The organism is Denitrobaculum tricleocarpae (assembly GCF_007004665.1).
In the GTDB taxonomy this organism is placed as follows: domain Bacteria; phylum Pseudomonadota; class Alphaproteobacteria; order Kiloniellales; family Kiloniellaceae; genus Denitrobaculum; species Denitrobaculum tricleocarpae.
Genome location: NZ_ML660056.1, coordinates 123,838 through 142,915 on the forward strand (window position 1 = coordinate 123,838; position 19,078 = coordinate 142,915).

The 19,078-nt window shown below is 60.1% G+C and carries 20 protein-coding genes; 11 read left to right on the plus strand and 9 right to left on the minus strand.

Going from position 1 to position 19,078, the window contains the following annotated elements:
* Positions 1-45 precede the first annotated feature (45 nt).
* The gene (locus FKG95_RS15375; protein ID WP_142897282.1) at positions 46-699 is read left to right on the plus strand and encodes a peroxiredoxin family protein; all 654 of its coding nucleotides are present in this window, start codon (positions 46-48) and stop codon (positions 697-699) included.
* A 51-nt stretch (positions 700-750) separates the two neighbouring features.
* Entirely contained in the window at positions 751-1,137 is a 387-nt protein-coding gene (locus FKG95_RS15380; RefSeq protein WP_179954114.1) for a 2OG-Fe(II) oxygenase, read from the plus strand.
* Between the two features lie 18 nt (positions 1,138-1,155).
* Here FKG95_RS15380 and FKG95_RS15385 read toward each other — a convergent pair whose 3' ends face one another.
* Positions 1,156-1,398, minus strand: a complete 243-nt coding sequence (locus tag FKG95_RS15385; protein WP_142897284.1) for an Lrp/AsnC ligand binding domain-containing protein — start codon at positions 1,396-1,398, stop codon at positions 1,156-1,158.
* Positions 1,399-1,572: 174 nt separating this feature from the next.
* A complete protein-coding gene (locus FKG95_RS15390; RefSeq protein ID WP_142897285.1) occupies positions 1,573-3,048 on the minus strand; it encodes a DEAD/DEAH box helicase in 1,476 nt (491 codons plus the stop codon).
* 229 nt (positions 3,049-3,277) lie between these two features.
* Here FKG95_RS15390 and FKG95_RS15395 point away from each other — a divergent pair, with 229 nt between their 5' ends.
* Positions 3,278-3,820: a hydrolase gene (locus FKG95_RS15395; RefSeq protein ID WP_142897286.1), complete on the plus strand. Its 543-nt coding sequence runs from the start codon at positions 3,278-3,280 to the stop codon at positions 3,818-3,820.
* A 65-nt stretch (positions 3,821-3,885) separates the two neighbouring features.
* Positions 3,886-4,587 (plus strand): alpha/beta fold hydrolase, encoded by a 702-nt coding sequence (locus FKG95_RS15400; RefSeq protein WP_246116798.1) that lies wholly within the window; start codon positions 3,886-3,888, stop codon positions 4,585-4,587.
* Positions 4,588-4,600: 13 nt separating this feature from the next.
* On the opposite strand, the gene FKG95_RS15405 is transcribed toward FKG95_RS15400, so the two are convergent.
* From FKG95_RS15405 to FKG95_RS15425, 5 genes are all read right to left on the minus strand, one after another.
* Positions 4,601-5,203, minus strand: coding sequence for a hypothetical protein (locus tag FKG95_RS15405; protein ID WP_142897287.1), 603 nt, complete (start codon positions 5,201-5,203; stop codon positions 4,601-4,603).
* Positions 5,204-5,329: 126 nt separating this feature from the next.
* Positions 5,330-6,868 (minus strand): tripartite tricarboxylate transporter permease, encoded by a 1,539-nt coding sequence (locus FKG95_RS15410; RefSeq protein WP_142897288.1) that lies wholly within the window; start codon positions 6,866-6,868, stop codon positions 5,330-5,332.
* A gap of 4 nt (positions 6,869-6,872) precedes the next feature.
* Complete coding sequence (locus FKG95_RS15415; protein ID WP_142897289.1) at positions 6,873-7,328, minus strand: tripartite tricarboxylate transporter TctB family protein; 456 nt, start codon at positions 7,326-7,328, stop codon at positions 6,873-6,875.
* Between the two features lie 159 nt (positions 7,329-7,487).
* Positions 7,488-8,465, minus strand: a complete 978-nt coding sequence (locus tag FKG95_RS15420) for a tripartite tricarboxylate transporter substrate binding protein (RefSeq protein ID WP_142897290.1) — start codon at positions 8,463-8,465, stop codon at positions 7,488-7,490.
* Between the two features lie 143 nt (positions 8,466-8,608).
* The gene (locus tag FKG95_RS15425; RefSeq protein WP_218940212.1) at positions 8,609-9,727 is read right to left on the minus strand and encodes an ABC transporter substrate-binding protein; all 1,119 of its coding nucleotides are present in this window, start codon (positions 9,725-9,727) and stop codon (positions 8,609-8,611) included.
* A 133-nt stretch (positions 9,728-9,860) separates the two neighbouring features.
* Here FKG95_RS15425 and FKG95_RS15430 point away from each other — a divergent pair, with 133 nt between their 5' ends.
* The 3 genes from FKG95_RS15430 (at position 9,861) to FKG95_RS15440 (ending at position 12,608) form a co-directional block, all read left to right on the plus strand.
* Positions 9,861-10,526, plus strand: a complete 666-nt coding sequence (locus FKG95_RS15430) for a response regulator (RefSeq protein ID WP_142897291.1) — start codon at positions 9,861-9,863, stop codon at positions 10,524-10,526.
* Positions 10,527-10,613: 87 nt separating this feature from the next.
* Positions 10,614-12,044, plus strand: a complete 1,431-nt coding sequence (locus tag FKG95_RS15435; RefSeq protein WP_218940213.1) for a sensor histidine kinase — start codon at positions 10,614-10,616, stop codon at positions 12,042-12,044.
* A gap of 24 nt (positions 12,045-12,068) precedes the next feature.
* A complete protein-coding gene (locus FKG95_RS15440) occupies positions 12,069-12,608 on the plus strand; it encodes an NADPH-dependent FMN reductase (protein ID WP_142897293.1) in 540 nt (179 codons plus the stop codon).
* A gap of 10 nt (positions 12,609-12,618) precedes the next feature.
* Here the strand turns inward: FKG95_RS15440 and FKG95_RS15445 are convergent, their stop codons facing one another.
* Positions 12,619-13,686, minus strand: coding sequence for a serine hydrolase domain-containing protein (locus FKG95_RS15445; protein ID WP_142897294.1), 1,068 nt, complete (start codon positions 13,684-13,686; stop codon positions 12,619-12,621).
* A gap of 186 nt (positions 13,687-13,872) precedes the next feature.
* On the opposite strand from FKG95_RS15445, the gene FKG95_RS15450 reads away from it, so the two are divergent.
* Both FKG95_RS15450 and gltS read left to right on the plus strand, forming a co-directional pair.
* Positions 13,873-15,042: a pyridoxal phosphate-dependent aminotransferase gene (locus FKG95_RS15450; RefSeq protein ID WP_142897295.1), complete on the plus strand. Its 1,170-nt coding sequence runs from the start codon at positions 13,873-13,875 to the stop codon at positions 15,040-15,042.
* A gap of 83 nt (positions 15,043-15,125) precedes the next feature.
* Complete coding sequence (gene gltS, locus FKG95_RS15455) at positions 15,126-16,334, plus strand: sodium/glutamate symporter (protein ID WP_142897296.1); 1,209 nt, start codon at positions 15,126-15,128, stop codon at positions 16,332-16,334.
* Here the strand turns inward: gltS and FKG95_RS15460 are convergent.
* Positions 16,323-17,231, minus strand: a complete 909-nt coding sequence (locus FKG95_RS15460; RefSeq protein WP_142897297.1) for a LysR family transcriptional regulator — start codon at positions 17,229-17,231, stop codon at positions 16,323-16,325. The two genes, gltS and FKG95_RS15460, sit on opposite strands and share 12 nt — an antisense overlap.
* Before the next feature lie 103 nt (positions 17,232-17,334).
* Between FKG95_RS15460 and FKG95_RS15465 the strand changes: the two genes are divergently transcribed.
* Together FKG95_RS15465 and FKG95_RS15470 are read left to right on the plus strand one after the other, a co-directional pair.
* Positions 17,335-18,345, plus strand: coding sequence for a TRAP transporter substrate-binding protein (locus FKG95_RS15465; protein ID WP_142897298.1), 1,011 nt, complete (start codon positions 17,335-17,337; stop codon positions 18,343-18,345).
* 202 nt (positions 18,346-18,547) lie between these two features.
* The gene (locus FKG95_RS15470; protein ID WP_218940214.1) at positions 18,548-19,078 is read left to right on the plus strand and encodes a TRAP transporter small permease; all 531 of its coding nucleotides are present in this window, start codon (positions 18,548-18,550) and stop codon (positions 19,076-19,078) included.

A 19,078-nucleotide genomic window follows, 5' to 3' on the forward strand; every position in this document is an offset into this window, starting at 1 on the left:
TCACCGGTTGGTCTATGCTATCCCGCCTGGGGGAAGTTTCGGGGTATGGCAAATCTGGTAGCGGATCTGATTCCCTTTGAAACGGCACGACAGCTGGAAGCCGGCGACCGTATCCCTCCCTTTGCGCTCACGGCTCAGGACGGCACTCTTTTCAACAGCCACTCCGATGAGGTCGCCGGCCTGCCGACTCTCCTGATTTTTGACTGCGGACCGGACGGCGAGGGGACTGGTTTTGAGAGCGGCCTGGCAGCGCTGAACGATCAGATCACGAAAACCGGCAGCCATGACTCTGTGGTGTGTGCGATCACGCGCGGGATCGAGACGGGAAACCGTGACCTTCAAGAGCGGCTCGGACTGACATTTGATCTGCTCTCAGACCCGCAGGGCCGGGTCTATCGCGCCTGCGGTTTGGAGCCGGCGCCACCTGGATGCGATGCGGTTGTCTTTGTGCTTGATCCTCAGTTTCGTGTGGTTCGCATCACTGCCGGCCGTGGAGCGGCGCAGATCGCGGAAGTCCATAATAGTCTGACCCGCTTGATGGAGGACAGTGAGCCCCAGACTCATCAGACACATGCACCGATGCTCGTCATTAAAAACGCTCTGACCAGGGAAGACTGTGCCCGGTTGATCGATGTCTGGCATCAACCGGTTCCGGTTTGGAAAACCGATGGCTTGCTCTGCGACGGCCACGAGGCTTAAGAGGGTGACTTCAAAATACAGGGCGCGGCACCTTACGGCGTTCTTCAGTACGTGATCCGAAACCGGCAGATCCAGAAATACCTTGACGAAAAACTTGCCCGCCGGATCAGGCCGGAGGTCGAAAAGGCGTTTCAGACCGGATTTTCAAAGCGCGAGGACTACAGAATTGCGGCCTACGCTGCAGCGAGCGGCGACTCCTTGGCTGCGCATCGGGACAATCCGACGGCCAAGACCCGTCACCGGCGCTTTTCAGTCTTCGTCACTCTCAACGCGGAAGATTTTGAGGGCGGTGCATTGCGGTTCCGCGAATATGGCTGTCAGGACTATCGGGTCGGGACCGGCAGCGCGATCATCTGGTCCTGTTCGCTCCTGCATGAGGTGAGGCCGGTTACGCAAGGTCAGCGCTTCATCCTCGGAACGCATTTCTTCGGCAATTGAACGCGCCAAGGTGAGGCGTTAGTTAAAGGCCTTATAGGCGACGATCGTGAAGGTGTCTTTCACGCCGGGCAGGGTTTGAATCGAGTCGGTTACGAAATGACCGATGTCGTCCTGGTCGCCCAGAAAACACTTCAGCATCAAGTCGTACTGGCCCGAAGTGGAATGGACTTCCGATACCTGCTCGACCGTCTGGACCGCCTGGTCGGCGACTTCGTAGGCCTTGCCGAGTTCGCATTTGATGTTCACAAAGATCGTCTGCATATCGCGTCGATGACTCCAGTGGATCGCTTGCCGACAGCAGACTTATCCGGCTGTCATTTGAAATTCAATGGATGATAGCATTTGCCGCCTGAATTGAAAAAGGGTCCGCAGTGGGACCCTCTTTTTCCTGGCAAGGCGAAGCCGCCGGTTAACCCGCTGCCGTTCCTCGGATCTTTAGGCGACTTGAGCCGGCCGCAGCATAAAGGCAGGTGTGTGATCACCGAAGGCGCTGCTGCTTTCCTCGGCGTCGTCGTCTTTGTCGCGTGCGGGCTTGGCTTTTGCCTTCGCCGCGCGCGTTGCTTTTGCTGCTGGCTGACGCTTGGGCTTCGGCGTCTCTTCCACAATATCCGGCTGTTCGGCAATCGCGGGATCGTCATCCCGGTCGCTGACGACCTTCAGATGGGCGTTGTTTGACGACTTGCGGCTCGACGAAGCGCTCTTGCGGCCACGCGGCTCGCTCTTGCGGCCACCACCACGGCGCTTGCGGCTCCTACCGTCGGCTTCTTCTTCGGGGCTCCAGCTTTCGACGCCCTCAACCTCCACAAGCGGAATATCGCGCTTGATGGTCGAGACCACATTGCTCAGCGCACGGCCTTCTTCCGGAAGGGCAAGTGTAAAGGCCTTCCCCGAACGCCCAGCGCGGCCCGTGCGGCCGATGCGGTGCACGTAGTCTTCGGCGTTGATCGGCACGTCGAAGTTAAAGACATGGGAGACGGCGGGAATGTCGAGACCGCGGGCCGCAACATCGGAGCAGACCATGATTTCGGCTTTGCCGTTCTTGAAGTCGTCCAGCGTCTCCATGCGCACGGGCTGCGCCATGTCACCGTGCAGGGCGCAAACCGAGAAGTCATGCTTCTTGAGCGATTTAAAGACGATGTCGACGTCGCGCTTGCGGTTACAGAAGACGATGCCGCTTTTGACTTCTTCGCTGGTGATCAGGTTGCGCAGGGCTTCGCGTTTCATCTTCGCGTCGCCTGAGACTTTCACCAGGGCCTGGGTCACGGTTTCCGCAGCCGAAGCGGGCGGATCCACCGAGATTTCCTTCGGGTTCATCAGGAAGGCATCCGCGAGCCGCCGGATCTCCGGCGCCATGGTTGCCGAGAAAAAGAGAGTCTGGCGGATCTTCGGCAGCAGCGAAACGATGCGCTCGACGTCGGGGATGAAGCCCATGTCGAGCATGCGGTCTGCTTCATCAATCACCAGGATCTTGACGTCAGCCAGCAGAATCTTGCCGCGCTCAAAGAGATCAAGCAGGCGGCCCGGCGTCGCGATCAGCACGTCGACGCCCCGATCCAGCTTCTTTTCCTGTTCGACAAAAGAAGATCCGCCGATCAGCAGGGCCATCGAGAGCTTGCCGTGCTTGCCGTACTTTTCGAAGTTTTCGGATACCTGTGCCGCCAGCTCACGCGTCGGTGCGATGATCAATGACCGTGGCATCCGCGCCCGTGCGCGTCCGCTGGACAGGATATCGATCATGGGGAGTGTGAAGCCCGCCGTTTTACCAGTGCCGGTCTGGGCACATCCAAGTACGTCACGCCCCATGAGAACGTGAGGGATAGCTTGTTCCTGAATCGGCGTCGGTGTGGTGTAACCGGAATCGTTGACTGCCGTCAGGATCTCAGGACTTAGTCCAAGATCAGAAAAATTCATGTAGCTCAATCAGTTGGAGAGGTGTCTGCCTAGCGAAATCCAGCCTTACCTGAATTAAAGGATTTGCCGCGCGATCACATTGCCCGCATCATAAGAAATTCAATCTCGCTGTCAAAGAAAAAACACTGCAAAGGCCTGAAGTTGCTGTGTCTAAAATTAGTCGTATGTATGATTTATTCATTATACCTCTGCATTGTTAACTATAAGTTACACTACCAACACGGGACATATGCTGATTCAATCCGAAAAGTCGCTATTGCTTGTCATTGATGTCCAAGAGCGCCTCACGCCGGCCATCGCCGATGCCCCGCGCCTGACGACAAATATCGTCCGGCTTCTCAAGGCCGCGAACCTTCTCGAAGTGCCGATACTCGCAACAGAGCAGTACCCGCGCGGCCTGGGGAAGACCATGGAGGACGTTGCCGATCTGATTCCCGAAGAAGCTGTGGTCGAAAAAATCCACTTCTCCGCCATGAGCGAGCCTGGGTTTGCCGAGCGTCTGAAGGCGACGGGGCGCAAGCAGATCGTCGTCGTCGGGATGGAAGCGCATATCTGCGTGCTGCAGACCGCTCTGGAGCTTCGTCAGGCGGGGTACGAGGTTTTTGCGGTTGACGATGGCATGGGTTCGCGGGTCCGCACGAATACCGACCTGGCGATCGCGCGTATGCGCTCGAGCGGGATCGAGGTGGTCGCAACGGAAATGGTGGTCTTCGAGTGGGCCCACCGCGCTGATCGGGCGTGTTTTAAGCAGCTTTCCGCCTTGATAAAATGAGACTCTGATCTTGCTCCGGGTCTCCAGGCCGGGGCGTTCAAGCACAGGACTTACCGGATTTCAAAGTGACCGACGAAAGCAAGAACCTGATTTTTTTGCCTGGACTCATCTGTGATCATGCTTTGTGGCGTGAACAGATGATCGCCTTCTCGGGCGACTACGACTGCAGCGTCGCGGACCTGACGAAAGACGAGACCGTAGCGGACATGGCGCGCGCGGTTTTGCGTGATGCGCCAGCGCAATTTAACCTGGCCGCGCTCTCTATGGGCGGCTACGTGGCCTTTGAAATCCTGCGCCAGGCGCCGGAGCGGGTCGCCCGGCTGGCTTTGCTCAATACCAAGGCGCGGCCCGACACGCCTGAGGAGCGTACCCGGCGCGAAGACCTGGTGCGGGCCGTCGGTGTCGGAAATTTCAAAGGGGCGACCGGCCGCCTGCTGCCGCTCTTTATCCATGAAGACCGGCTTGGCGAGGAAGACTTGACCGGCGAGATCGAGAAAATGGCTGAGCGAGTCGGTAAGGATGCCTTCGTTCGACAGCAGAAAGCTATTCTTTCACGCCCTGACAGCCGGCCTGACCTGGGCGCCATTGCATGTCCGACCCTTGTGGTCGGTGGCCGTCAGGACCGTCTCACACCGGTCGATTGTCACGAGGAAATGGCGGAGGGGATACCGGGGGCGGAACTGGTCATCATCGAAGACTGCGGTCACCTGTCGCCGATCGAACATCCCGACAGAGTGACCGAAGAGCTTCAACGCTGGCTCGACTGAGTGTGATGCCGGATTAGCGAGCCCGCCAGAGGCGATTACTGTCGCGCCGGTCCGGGTTATCCAGCGGGAAGAGGTTCAGAGTCGCCTGCTGAATCAATTTTTGAAACCGCGGATCGCTGGAGGACGCCGGGCGCGCCGTGGTCCCTGCAATTGAGGAGAGGCGGCGGTCATTCACGCAGTAGACCGCGACGACCCGCAGCTTATCCTCGCCTGTTTTGCTGGAGGCGGAGCGATTGGCATCTTCAGGGTTGGCACAGAGCTTCTCTGGCCGCGCATTGCCCGGCGCATCCAGCAGCATGACCACGTGATAGGGCGAATTCTGCTCTGGTGGAACTTCGATTTGAAAGGTCAATTTCGGACGGAAGGTCGCGCCTGTCATCACCGACGTGGTAGCGCTGTCAACCTCTGGCTTGGCCTCATCGAAGGGATTACCGACCACCTGGGTTTTGACCGGTCCTTTTCCAGCCAGGTAGAAAAGATCGTTGGGATCGTAGTTATCCAGCTGGACCGGTCTCAGGACCGTGTCGTTCGCGCAGGCCGCCAGGCCGCCGAGCAAGACGGCCGAGGCTGCGAGCTTGAAGCCTGCCGATCTGGTGGTTCGAAGTTGGTTTTTCATAACGGCTCTGTATCAGCTGTGACTGCACCCGTAGACACCATATGGTGTCTGCGGGCGAAGTCTCCACTGCAACTCTGACACAACTCCGTGAGTTTGTGGTTATGCGTACAAATTTTCCTTCAAACCTCAACCGCCTTCGCCGGCTGCCTCCTGGCGGCGCTTCAGAAGCCTTGAGATATACGGCATCAGCATGGGCACGAAGAGAATGGCGGCGGCAATGATCAGGATCGAGAAGGTCAGCGGGCGTTCCCAAAGGAAGGACCAGGAGTCGTTGTTGATGATCAATGCGCGGCGCAGGTTCTCTTCCATCATTCCGCCCAGGATAAAACCGAGCAGCATGGGCGCCATCGGAAATTCCAGGAGGCGCAGGCCCACGGCCGCGACCGCGAAGATCACCATCAGTTGGATATCGAAGGTGTTGAACGAGACGAAGTAAACGCCGATCAGCGAGAAGAAGAGGATCATCGGGATCAGCACGGTCCCGGGGATCGCGAGAATCCGGGCGATGTAGGGAATCAGCGGCAGGTTCAGGATCAACAGGACCACGTTGCCGATGTACATCGAGATGATTACCGACCAGAACACGCCGGGATTGTCCACGAACAGCCGTGGCCCGGGCTGGATACCGTAGGAGATCAGGGCACCCAGCATGATGGCCGTGGTGCCCGAGCCGGGAATGCCCAACGTCAGCAGCGGCACGAACGATCCGGAGCAAGCGGCGTTGTTCGCCGTCTCGGGGGCTGAGAGACCGCGGACCGAGCCCTTTCCGAAGAGTTTGCCTTTGATCGGTCCGGCGAGCCGCTGCTCCATGCCGTAGGCGAGGAAGCTGGCGATGGTCGCGCCGGCACCCGGCAGCACGCCGATAATAAAACCAAGGACCGAAGATCGCCCGATGACCGGCACCATCTCGCGCTTGTCCTCGGAGGTCAGCTTCATGGACCCAAGATTCTTTTGCGCCTCCATCTCGCGTTTCCGGTCGGCGTCTGACTTGGGTTTGAGGACCTGCATGAGGGCTTCTGATAGAGCGAATGTCGCCATCGCCAGCAGCAGGAAGGAGACGCCGTCCGTGAGGTCGATCATGCCCATCGTAAAGCGTTGCACGCCTTGGGTCTGATCCGTGCCGACCGTGGATATCATGAGGCCCAGCACTGTCATCACCAGGGCTTTGACGATATTGCCCTTACCCGCAAAGGCGGCCACCGCGGTCAGGCCGAGCACCATCAGCGCGAAGTAATCGGTCGACTGGAAGGCGAGGGACACGGTCGCGAGCGAGGGGGCCGCAACCAACAGGAAGATTGCTGCGATGGTGCCGCCGGAAAAAGAGGAGTAAGCGGCGATCGCCAGGGCCTTTCCGGCCTGACCGCTGCGGGCCAGGGGGTATCCGTCGAATGCGGTGGCGACGGTTCCGGCAACGCCCGGCGCGTTGATCAGGATCGACGAAGTCGAGCCGCCGAAGATCGCGCCATAGTAAACACCGGCCATCAGGATCAGGCCGGTGGCAGGATCGAAGCCGTAAGTGATCGGGATCATCAGGGCGATGGCTGAAATCGGACCCAGACCGGGGAGCATTCCGATAAAGGTGCCTACGAAGCAGCCAACGGTCACCATCATCAGGTTGATCGGGGAGAGGGCCGTGCTGACGCCGGAAAAAATACCTTCAAGCATGCGACTAACCCCTCAGGAATACTGGCCAGGGCTCAATGAAGACGCCGAGCAGCTGCGTCATCAGAACCCAGAAAAAGACGACGACCGGAACGGAGGCGATGAGGACCAGCCACCAGCGCCGCTCACCCAGGATCAGGATCCCGGCCATGAGAAACAGACTGGTGGAGATCAGGAAGCCGCCCGGACGGACGGTGAGGCCATAGATCACCATCACCAGGCAGATAATCGCGCCACGGCCCCAGAGAAACCCGGCGACGTCCGGCCGCGCGTTACTGCTCGGCTTGATGATCATCGTCAGAGACAGAACGATTCCGAGAACACTGAGCGCTTCCGGCATGGTGCGGGCCGTGAAGGCGGCTTGCGCCTGGAAGGGAAGCAGCGGGATGTCGAAGGTCAAAAGCCCATAGGCCACGGAAAAGGCCAAAAGCAATAACCCGCCAATGCGATCATTGGTCAGCATGGTGGTCGTCCAGGAAGTTGGTAGGTCGTGGGACAGCGTCGGGATCTTGAGTTCCTCGATCGAGAAACCCTGCCGTTTATCGAAACCTGACTTGAGAGACCTGGGAGAGCGGGCGCGCCCCGAAGGCCAAGCCCGCTCCCGCAGATGTTTAGGTCAGGCTCAAAGGAACCCGAGCTCTTTCATCAGAGCGCCGATCTCGGCTTCCTGAGTCTCCAGGAAGGAAACGAAGTCTGCACCCGGATTGTAGATTTCGACCCAGCCGTTACGCGAGCGCACTTCTTCCCACTCGGGCGTCCCGTACATCTTTTCGAATGCTGCGGCGTAAGCGGCCTGCTGTTCGGCGGAGAGGCCCGGAGGTCCGAAGAACCCGCGCCAGTTCACGAACTCAGCCGGATTGCCGGCTTCCTTGCAGGTCGCGACATCCTTGGCATCGGCAAGGCGGTCGGCCGCGGTCACGCAAAGAATCCGGACCTGGCCTTGCCTGGACATTTCGAGTGCTTCGCTCAGGCCCGTGGAAAGGGCCTGAATTTCCCCGGAGAGAAGCCCGGCCATTGCCTTGCCGCCCGCATCATAGGGAACGTATTTGACCTTTGTGGCTTCTGCGCCGCCGGCCTTCATGATCATCGCGGCCACAAGGTGGTCCATGCCGCCGGCAACGGACCCGCCACCAACCGCAACCTTGCTGCTGTCGGCCTTGTAAGCGGCCATCAGGTCTGCCATCGACTGGATTGAGGAATCGGTGTTGACGACCATGGCGGCGTAGTCGCCGATGGTGCCCGCGACCGGAGTCAGATCGCGAAATGACTGTGGGAAGACCTTCTGCAGGGAGCGGATGACGATGGGGGTCGAATTCACCATCAGGGTGGCGCCCGCTTTATCCTTCGTCTCGATGATGTGCGCGATGGCTTTACCGCCACCGCCGCCGGACATGTTCTCGTAGGAGGCTGCGCCGACGATACCCGCTTTGGTCAGGGCTTCGCCTGTACCGCGCGCTGTGCCGTCCCAGCCGCCGCCGGCGCCGCCGGGAATGAGAAAGTGAATGGATTCGATATCTGCGGCAGACGCGGGAACTGCGGCTGCGGCGAGTAGAGTGGTCGCTGAAAAGGCAGCAAATACGCCTTTGCGTAAGAGCTTCATTGGTATCCTCCCGTATTACAACGTCAGTCAGACTTCTCCGAGTCTCGACTGTTATACGTCAGAAAAACAGACGAAGCTGTCATGAAGCTGACATTGCGGCGCAAAATGTGACGATTCTGGCGAAGGCGCGGTCGAAATTGGCTTTATTGAGCGCCAAGGGCTGCGTTCCAGCGATTGATCAGGCGTTCGCGCTTGACCTGATCCAGGTAGACGACCAGACCGGGCGTGACCGGAACCGGACGCAAGCGGCCTTTGGCCTGAGCGCGAAGGCCGGCAGCGGTGTTCTCACCGCTTAGGGCCGGGTGCAATGCGGGCAGGCGCAGGTCGCGCGAGATCACTTCCTGGCCTTTTCGCGAGATCAGAAAATCCAGGAAACTTGCGCCCAGGCCTGGGGACTTGGCCGCACGCGGCACGAGGCCGATGCGCGACATCACGACGGTATAGTCTTCCGGCAGGATGATACCGATCTCCGGGTTGCTTACGGCCCAGGAGGCGGCGTAGGAGCCCAGTATGTTGTAGCCGAGCGCGAAGCGTCCGTCGGCCACCCGTTCCAGAATCGCCGAGGAATTGGAATAGAGCTTTACGCCCGCGGAGCCCATTGCGCGGACCAATTGCCAAATGTCGCGGTAGTGTTCCTGATCCCTGGCCAGAAAGAAGAGACCGATCCCGGCGCGTTCGATGTCATAGGTTCCGATTCTGCCATAGATATCGTCTTCGGTTTCATAGAGATAACTGGTCAGCGCCGCCCGGGTGCGCGGTGGACTGCGGTCCTTGAAGGACGATTTGTGGTAGATGATCACCGCGGGCTCGAAAGTGACGCCAAAAGCGGAGTTCCGCCAGGTTGCCCAGTCCGGCAGGGACTGCGCGGCGGGGAGGTCGAGGCTGGAGGCATAACCGTCGTTGGCGAGTTTGACCTGGAGATCCATGGCCGAGGAAAAGACGAGATCCGCGGTTGGCCCGCCCTGATCGCTCTCATCGATCACGCGCGCATAGATTTCCTGGGTCTGAAGCTCGGAATAGTCCACCGAAATGCTCGGATTGTCGTCCTGGTAGCGCTCGATCAGAGGGCGGGCGATGTCTTCATCAAGCGCACCGTAAATCGTCAGCAGGCGGCTGTCCGGCGCGCCTGATTTCGCGGGAAAGAAAATGCTCTCGGCATTCACCGGGCCTGTCGCAGAGCCAAGCATCACCACTGCCGCTGCGAGCCAGGCGGCTGGAAATCCGAATTTACCGATGGGTTTCATCATCTCGTCAGCTTGCATGAGCAGGGCGGGCTTCACAAGTTGGGTGCAAGGCCATAGCCTTGCGGTAAAATAAGGCCGTTCGGAAAAACGACCGGCGTTTACCAGATTTAGGGCCTGCTTCCCGGCGTTCCAGGCTCTCGGGGGAAATCAATTGCGCCTTTTGGTGGTCGAAGACAATGAGACACTGGCTCAGGGGCTGACGGCAGTCCTGAAGGGTTCGGGCTATGCAGTCGACCTGGTGACGGACGGGCAATCGGCGGAAGCGGCGCTGGCCACGGCGTCGTATGATCTTGTCATTCTGGACCTTACCCTGCCGGATATGGACGGCCTCGATGTGCTCAAGGAGCTGCGTCAGCAACGCAATGACTGTGCGGTGCTCGTGCTGACCGCCCGCGGCGCACTGGACGACCGGGTGAGGGGCCTCGATCTGGGAGCCGACGACTACATGACCAAGCCGTTCGAGGTGCCGGAACTGGAGGCCCGCGTCCGTGTGCTGCTCCGGCGCCGGGCCGGACTGCGGTCCTCGAAACTGGACTATGGCGCCCTCAGCCTGGATCTCTCGACGAGACAGGTCAGCCTCGATGGCGAGCGTATCGAGTTGCCGGCCCGTGAGCTGAATGTTCTCGAGGCTCTCTTTCTCAAGTCAGAACAGGTTGTCTCCAAGCAGCAGATTATCGAGAGTCTCGCGGACTTCGACGATGACATCAGCGAGAACGCCGTGGAGCAGTATGTCAGCCGCCTTCGAAAGCGGCTTGAACCCTACGGCCTGAAGATCCGCGCGGCGCGCGGGCTCGGCTACATTCTGGAGGCGGGCTGAGTGATGGTGGACGGCGTCCAGACGAGGGAACCGGAGGCTCCACCGGCCAGCAGGAGAGCCCGAAAACACCACTCGCTGCGGCGACGCTTGCTGCTGCTTCTTTTGCTGCCGCTCTCCCTGACCGGTGTGCTGGCCATGGTGGACGCTTACCGTGACGCCCGCACGACCGCCAACGAAATCTCCGATCGGGTCCTGTCAGGCTCCGCACTGGCGATCGCGGAGCGTGTCATTGTCGGTGCGGACGGTGTGCTGGAAGTCGACGTGCCCTATGTGGCGCTGGAGATGTTGACCTCCTCCGCTCAAGATCGGGTGTTTTACCGGGTTGAAGGGCCCGATGGTGCCTTCATCACCGGCTATGAGAAACTGCCCGTTCCGGCGGAGGACTTCAACGAGACCATCGGCAACCGCGCACGCTTCTCCGATGCCAGTTTTCGCGGCGATGCCATTCGCGTGGCTACCATGGACGGCGCGGTCTCGACCGGAAAGCGCTCGATCCCCTACCGCGTGGTGGTGGCCGAGACGACCAATGCCCGGCAAAAGCTCGCCCGGGACATTCTGATCCGGACCGCGATCCGCCAGGCGCTGCTGGTCGGCATTGCCGCCATCATCGTCTGGATCGGTGTCACCCGGGCCCTGCGGCCTTTACAGCGCCTGGAGGAAGCGATCGGCCGGCGCAGCATGGATGATCTGCGCCCGATCGAGCATGCGGTGCCCAGCGAGGTCGAACAGCTTGTCGTCTCCATCAACGGTTTCATGCAGCGGCTGGGGGGCGCGCTCGGTGCCCTGCGCAACTTCACGGGCAATGCCAGTCATCAACTGCGCACGCCGCTGACGGTGATCCGCACCCAACTGGAACTGACGCGCCGGGCCCAGAGCAACGAGGATGCGAGCGCGGCCTTGCAGGTGGCGGACGGGGCGGTGACACATGCCGAACGGGCCCTGACCCAATTGCTGCTGCTGGCCCGGGTCGATGAGGCCTCGGCGGATCGTCTGAGTGAAGCGACCTTCGATTTGGGTGAATTGGCGCAGACGACGACCGCGAGCTATCTCGCGAAGGCGCGGGAAAGGAATGTTGATCTCGGTTACGACCCTCCCTCCGGACAGGTTGTGATTACCGGTGATGCGATGCTGCTCGGCGAGCTTTTGCGCAATCTGATCGAGAACGTCATTGCTTATGCGGGCGAGGATGTTCAGGCGACCGTACGCGTTGGTAAGCGGGGAGAGTCGGCGTTTCTGGAGGTGGAAGATGACGGCGTCGGACTTGACCCCGACAAGCGCACCAGAGCGCTGGAACGCTTCGTCAGATTCTCCTCCGATCATCAGGCCGGTGCCGGGCTCGGTCTTTCCATCGTTGCCGAGATCGCTGCGTTGTTCGGGGCGCGCCTGAGTCTGGACGCAGGCGGTCGAGGAGAGGGGCTATTGGCCCGTGTTGTCTTTCCGAAAAAGGGCACCGACTTGTCGAGTGAGGTAACAGGCACCACCTCACCGGAAGCAATAATCAGACAAACTCACAACTAGTGAACCGGGACGGAGAGACTATACGTGAAGAAGATCCTGGCCTTTTCCGGCAGCAGCAGTTCCAAGTCGATCAATCAGAAACTCGTCCACGCGGCGGTCGCGCATCTGGATCCAGAGGCGGTGACGGTCATTGATATCCGGGACTATCCACTGCCGATCCATTCGGTTGACATCGAAGCGCAAGGCATGCCCGAGAATGCGGTGCGGTTGCGGGCGCTTTTCAGCGAACATGACGGCTTTCTGATTTCCTGCCCGGAGAACAACTCTTCGATCACGGCGATCCTGAAGAACCTGCTCGACTGGATGTCGCGCTTCGAGGGCAAGATCTTCCAGCAGAAACCGGTGCTCTGGATGTCGGCCGCGCCGGGCAAAAACGGCGGCAAGACCAACCTGAAGCATTTGGCGGAACTGACGCCCTGGTGGGGCGGCGAATTGGCCGCGACCTTCAGTCTGCCGCACTTCCACGACAGCTTCGATGTCGATGCGGGCGTGCTGCGCGAGGTCGAGCACAGGGCAGAACTGGCGGCTGCGGTGAAGGCGCTCGAGGCGGCCGTTTCCAAGTAGTATCAGTCTCTTAGCGCTCAGTCAGAGCAGGCAGGATGTATTCTGCCATGATCTGCACTGGCAGTTTCCAGGCGTCTGGCTGATTATAGTTCCCGGCGGTGATGACGACTGCGAGGTCCAGGCTCGGAATGAGGATAAGGCGTTGCCCGCCGTTCCCGAAGGCCGCCATCCAGGGTTTGCCGCTTTCGCGCAGCTTACCGAGCCACCATTGGTAACCGTATTCGAGCCCGTCGTCGACCGCTGCGCGGGGGGTGAAAGCCGCCTTGAGCCAGTCTTCGGAGATCAGCACTTTGCCCTCCCACTGCCCCCGATCCAAAACGACTTGACCGACTTTTGCCACATCCCGCGGACGCATGCGCAGGCCTGAGGCCGCGGCAAAGGCGCCGTCATTCCCCTTGATCCATTCGACGTCGTCGATCCCCAGAGGCGTGAAGAGTTTTTCCCGGGCGAAGTCGAAGACCGACTGGCCGCTGCCGCGCTCGATCAATGCGGCGAGCAATGCCGTGGCGCCGCCGTTGTAGTCCCATTGCCTGCCCGGTTCGATAACGAAAGGCCGCTCCAGGATAAAGCGGTAGCGGTCCGGTGCGAGCTCCATGGCGATCTCGCTGTTCTGGGGATTGTCATAGGGCAGCTCTTCGTTCCATTCGGTGCCCAGACGCATGGTCAGTGCATCGGCGACGGTCATGCGCAGGCGTGCCGGATTCGCCGCCAGATCCTTGTACTCGGGAAAAGAGTCGAGAATGGGCGCGTCCAGGGCAGGGGCCTGGCCCGCATCGAGGGCAATGCCGTAAAGCAGACCGACGATGCTCTTGGAAACCGAGCGTAAGTCGTGTTTGGTTTCGGCGTCGAACAGCAGGTACCCCAGGGACTGCCCCCAGCGTTCGTCGATACCGTCGTAGTAGCGCTCGACCACCAGCTTGCCGTTTCGAGTGATCACGACGGCGTGGAGATTTTTCAGGCTTCCGGCCTTCATGGCCGCGTCGAGGCGCTCGGCCACGTCGGTTTGAAAGCCGGCTTCGGCCGGTGTCGCCTTTTCCCATGCGGATTGTGACAGGGCAGGCGTAGAGAGCTGGGACATGGCGGCGATTCCAGCGGCAAACAGAACCGGGCGAGTTGTATTCAAAACGGCCATTTCTGATTGTACACCGACGCGAGAAGACCGGCAACGCGACAACCCCCGGCTTCCTCACGATCTCTCTCTTGCGTCGCGGCTTGATGCTGATATGTCTTGGTTTCGTGACAGCCCCTAAGCAGGAATACCCGCGTGCATTACTCTCCCCGTGTCGACCGAATTGCCGGCGAAGGCGCCGCTGCCTGGCGGATCCATGTTGAAGCCATGGAAGCGCGGGCGCGCGGCGAGGATATCCTGGTCATGTCGATTGGCGATCCGGATTTCGCGACGCCGCCGGCCATTATCGATACTGCGGTCCAGGCCCTGCGGTCGGGCGATACTCACTACACCGGTATCGCCGGACGTCCGGAACTTCGTAATGCAATCGCGCAAGAGGTTATGCGTTGCGGCGGACCGGAGGTCGCGGCGGAGAACGTCATTGTGCTGGCCGGCGCGCAAAACGGGCTCTTCTCGGCCTCGCTCTGTCTTTTTTCTCAAGGCGACGAGGTCGTTGCGCTCGACCCCATGTATGTGACCTACGAAGCGACCGTGCAGGTCTCGGGCGCCAAGCTGGTCCCGGTGCCCGCGCGGCCGGACAGCGGGTTTCGTCCGGATCTCGGGGCCATCGAGGGGGCCATCACCGAGCGCACCCGCGCCATCATGTTCGCCAATCCCTGCAACCCTTCCGGTGTGGTCATGACTCCGGAAGAACTGAACGGCATTGCCGGGATCGCTAAACGCCATGATCTCTGGGTGATCTCAGACGAGGTCTATGGCGCGCTGACCTTCGAGCAGGATCACTGCATGATCGCGGGCCTGCCTGACATGGCCGAGCGCTGCGTGACCGTCTCCAGTCTCTCCAAATCCCAGGCCATGACCGGTTGGCGCATTGGCTGGATGGTCGGCCCCAAGGAACTGATTGTCCACGCGCATCATCTCTCGCTCTCTATGCTCTACGGACTGCCGGGCTTTATCCAGGAAGCCGCGGTGACGGCCCTGGGCGATGCACGCGGAGAAATGGACCGCATGCGCGACATCTATCGCGCCCGCAGAGACCGGGTCATCGCGGGCTTGAGAGGGGCGAACAAGATCACCGTGGTCCCGTCGCAGTCCGGCATGTTCCTTTTGCTCGATGTGCGCGAGACCGGAATGAGTTCGTTGGATTTCGCCTGGGCACTCTACCGCGCAGAGGGGGTTTCGCTTCTCGACGCGGGCGCTTTCGGAATGAGCACGGCGGGTCATGTTCGTTTGTCCTACACTCTGGGTGACGCGGCGTTGGATGAGGGCTGCCGGCGCATTTGCCGTTTCCTGTCTGCTCTTTGACCCGGACAGCTGAGCACTCCCGCTGCTATATTTAATCGGGCACGAGCGTTACGCAGGATTGAGCGCGGAGTTATCTCGGGAGCATGATGGAAGACAGAATTCTCGTCGACGATTTCATCACCTACACGATCGGCATCATTGTCTATTTTATCGGGATGCGCTTGACGGACCACGTCGCGTTTCTGCGCAGCTACAACATCCCCGAACCCGTCACCGGCGGAGTGCTTGCCTCGCTCGTGTTGCTTGCGGCGTACCTCTGGACGGGCGTCGAGATCGAGTATGAACTCGAGACACGCGATACGCTTCTGGTCTATTTCTTTACGACGATCGGTCTCAACGCGCGTTTTTCAGATCTTCTGGCAGGAGGAAAGCCGCTCGCCATTTTGCTGGGCCTGACCCTTGGCTATATCGTGCTGCAGGACGTGATCGGCGTTGTGGCGGCACAGGCGATGGGCTTGCCGAATGCGGTCGGGGTTCTGGCGGGTTCGGCCTCCTTGATCGGCGGGCATGGAACGGCGATCGCCTGGGCGCCCGAGATCGCCGAGACCTACGGCGTGCCGAATGCGCTTGAGATCGGTGTCGCGTCGGCGACCCTGGGGCTGGTGCTGGCCAGCCTGCTCGGAGGGCCTATCGCAAAGTTTCTTCTGAAGCGTCACCGGATTTCAGACGTCGAGACCAACGGCATGATCGTCGGAATTTCCCATGAGAAAGAAGACATCGAGCGCATCAACCATGTCAGTATCATGTCCGCGCTCCTGGTGATGCACATCGCGATTATCATCGGTTACATTATCAATGAAGTGTTGGAGGAGATTGGCTTCAAGCTTCCTCTTTTCGTCTCCTGTCTCTTGGTCGCGATCCTGCTTTCCAACAGCGTGCCCTACCTCTTTCCCGGGATGCACTGGCCGGCCCGGACCAAGGCGCTCGCGGTTATCTCTGATTTCTCGCTGGGACTCTTTATCGCGATGTCTCTGATGTCGATGCAGCTCTGGTCCATCGGGGATCTGGCCGGACCACTGCTGATCCTGCTGGGCCTGCAGGCGTTGGCCACGGTGGTCTTTATTATCTTCGTTCTCTTCCCCCTCATGGGGCGCGACTACCTGGCCACGGTGCTGAGCGCCGGTTTTGCGGGCTTCGCCCTGGGCGCGACCCCGACCGCCGTTGCCAACATGACGGCTGTCACCAAGACGCATGGCCCGGCGCCGACGGCTTTCATCATCCTGCCGCTGGTCGGCGCTTTCTTCGTCGATATTACCAACGCCTTCGTGATCCAGTTCTTCCTATCTCTGTAGGGCCCCTATCTGATGGGGATAAGACTTCAGGTGGTCGATGAAGCGCTGTTTGACCGGTGAGGCGCGGGTTTCGCTCCAGATGGCGACGGTCGAGACAGTCTCGTCGCAGTCTTTGAGAGGCCGGATTTCCAGGCCCTTGCGGAAGTAGTTCTGAACGCTCTCGGTCTGGACCGAGATTCCCATTTCACAGGCAATGAGACCGAAGATGCCCTCGCTGTTCGAGGCGGACTGGACGACCTTGGGCTCGAAGCCTGCGAGGCGACAGAGGTTATAGAGATGCTGATGGTAGTGGGTCCAGTTGGCGGTGGTGCCCAGGACAAAGGGCTCGTCGGCGAGGGCGGTGAGGGGGATCTCAGGGAGCGCCGTCAGGGGGTGGGATTCATACAGCACCACGACGAAGCGGTCCCGCTGCACGGTGACGGTTTCATAGCCGCCGCGGACAATCGGCCCCGTCAAAAAACCGAAATCCAGAACCCCGGCTTCCAGGTCATTGAGCTGGGCATGGGTGTAGTCGTGCCGGGGCTCGACCTCGATATCCGGATAACGCTGACGGAAGGATTTCAGGATCGGCGAGAGCTCGCCCGCGATGGCGATATCCGTGTAGCCGATGACCAGACGGCCGGTCTCGCCGCTGGTGGTCTTGAGGGCGTGGTTGATGGCCCCCTCGATATTGGTCAGGGCCTTGGTGCAGCCGCCGAGGAAGTTTGTTCCTGCATCCGTGAGCGCAACGTGGCGGTTGCTGCGCTCGAACAGGACCACGCCGATTTCCTGCTCGATGTACTGAATGGTCCGGCTCAAGGTCGGCTGAGAGATCGACAGACGTTCCGCCGCGCGCCCGAAATGCAGCTCTTCGGCGACAGCGACGAAACAGCGAATATGACGCATTCCCAAATGCACGATGCAACTCCTGCATCAATTAAGGCCTGATTTATATTATACGCGGCAATGCGGCGGAGCTATGGTTTTCCAGTGGTTCACAAGAAAAACGGGGAGCAATTAAATGAGACAGGGACTTAAAACATCTTTTGCCCTTGGGTCTGCCGCCCTTCTGGCGCTTGGTCTATCGACCGGGACGGTAAAGGCCGCCGACCCGGTCACACTGAATTTGGGCTGGGCGACACCTCTGGAATCCGACTACGGCATTCTGGCCACCAAGTTCGAGGAACTGGCCGAGAAATACAGCAACGGCACGGTCGACGTGAAGCTGCGCTGCTGCGCGCAGATCGCCACGGAAGACGATGCTTTCAAGGCCCTGCAGCTCGGCACTGTGGACGCCTATTTCATTTCCCAGAACAACGTCTCTCCGCACTGGCCGATGATGGATGTTTTTGTCCTGCCCTATATTTTCCAGAACACCGATCACCTGTTGAAAGTCTCAAACGGCCCGGTCGGGCAGAAGATCCGCGACCAGCTGCAAAAGGACACCGGCGTTCATCTGCTGACCTTCGGTGGCCCGGGCTATCGCGATATGTTCAACTCGCGCCGCGCGGTGAATTCCATCGACGACCTCAAAGGGCTCAAGCTGCGCGTGCCCAAAAACCAGGTGATGCTCTCGACCTTCGAGGCCTTCGGCGCCGAGCCGGTGCCGCTTGCCTGGTCCGAAACGCCGACCGCCTTGCAGACCAAGACGATCGATGGCGGCGATAACGGGACCTCGGTGATCAAGGAGATGAAGTTCTTCGAATTCGCCAAGCACCTGATCATTCTGGATCACTTCGTCGGCTTTGCGCCGGTCTTCGCGTCGGACCGCTTTATGAACAAGCTGGACGACGATCAGCGGGCGGCGGTTATGCGCGCGGCCAAGGAAGCGGGCGAATACCACACCGAGGTGAAGCTCGAAGAGATCGAAGGCATTCGGTCCTGGCTCGCCAACGAGGGCGGCATGGAGGTCACGCGGCCAGACCGCGCACCCTTCATCGCGGCGGCGCAGGAGGTTCAGCAGAAGTTCGCGGCGGAACGCGGCGCTGATTTCAAGGCGATCGTGGACGAAATCCAGGCGGCGGCTGAGTAGCCCGCAGATCTGAGCAGGTTGGGGCGGCGGGCTTTTTTCGAGCCTTCCGTTCCGCTCTTTTGCAACCTGTGCGCCTTGAGGCGGCATTCCGTCATCCGACGCGGCCAGATGATCAAAACGGCAGACCGCTTTTGTGTCTGACTGAACATCGCTGGCCGGCGGCCGCAAATCGGGCGCGCGATCCAAATGGGGGCTGCCGCAAGTGATTCGACAGGCTTTCGGTTTTCTCGAACGGCATTTCGAGGAGTTTCTTTCCTGTTTTGCTTTGAGCGTGGTCGCGGTCTGCGTCTTTCTGCAGGTCGTCATGCGCTACGGCTTCAACAGCGCATTGCAGTGGACCGAGGAGATCGCCGCCATTGGCATGGTCTGGGCGGTCTATATGGGCGCGGCGCTCTGTGTGCGGGAACGCTTCCACATCCGCATCATGGCCGGGGTCATGCTGCTGCCGCGCCTGGGGGCGACGACAGTTGTCATTATCGCCGATCTGATCTGGCTTGGCTTTCTGGTCTTCATGCTGCAGGTCAGCGTGGATTATCTGACGGTTCTCTGGAACTTCACCTCGACCACGCCCCGTCTCGGGATCAACGAATTCTATCCGCAGACGGTTGTCTTCATCGGTTACGCGCTGATGACCCTCCGCCTGATCCAGATCTACGTTCACTGGGTGCGCGGCGGCTTTCGGGGCATTCCGGGGATGCGGCCCGAACATGACATCGATGCGGCGGAGGCGTGA

Coding starts and splice junctions, on each gene's coding strand:
- FKG95_RS15375 (WP_142897282.1), top strand. CDS start 46: ATGGCAAATCTGGTAGCGGATCTGATTCCCTTTGAAACGGCACGACAG.
- FKG95_RS15385 (WP_142897284.1), bottom strand. CDS start 1,398: ATGCAGACGATCTTTGTGAACATCAAATGCGAACTCGGCAAGGCCTAC.
- FKG95_RS15390 (WP_142897285.1), bottom strand. CDS start 3,048: ATGAATTTTTCTGATCTTGGACTAAGTCCTGAGATCCTGACGGCAGTC.
- FKG95_RS15395 (WP_142897286.1), top strand. CDS start 3,278: ATGCTGATTCAATCCGAAAAGTCGCTATTGCTTGTCATTGATGTCCAA.
- FKG95_RS15405 (WP_142897287.1), bottom strand. CDS start 5,203: ATGAAAAACCAACTTCGAACCACCAGATCGGCAGGCTTCAAGCTCGCA.
- FKG95_RS15410 (WP_142897288.1), bottom strand. CDS start 6,868: ATGCTTGAAGGTATTTTTTCCGGCGTCAGCACGGCCCTCTCCCCGATC.
- FKG95_RS15415 (WP_142897289.1), bottom strand. CDS start 7,328: ATGCTGACCAATGATCGCATTGGCGGGTTATTGCTTTTGGCCTTTTCC.
- FKG95_RS15420 (WP_142897290.1), bottom strand. CDS start 8,465: ATGAAGCTCTTACGCAAAGGCGTATTTGCTGCCTTTTCAGCGACCACT.
- FKG95_RS15425 (WP_218940212.1), bottom strand. CDS start 9,727: ATGCAAGCTGACGAGATGATGAAACCCATCGGTAAATTCGGATTTCCA.
- FKG95_RS15445 (WP_142897294.1), bottom strand. CDS start 13,686: ATGTCCCAGCTCTCTACGCCTGCCCTGTCACAATCCGCATGGGAAAAG.
- gltS (WP_142897296.1), top strand. CDS start 15,126: ATGATGGAAGACAGAATTCTCGTCGACGATTTCATCACCTACACGATC.
- FKG95_RS15465 (WP_142897298.1), top strand. CDS start 17,335: ATGAGACAGGGACTTAAAACATCTTTTGCCCTTGGGTCTGCCGCCCTT.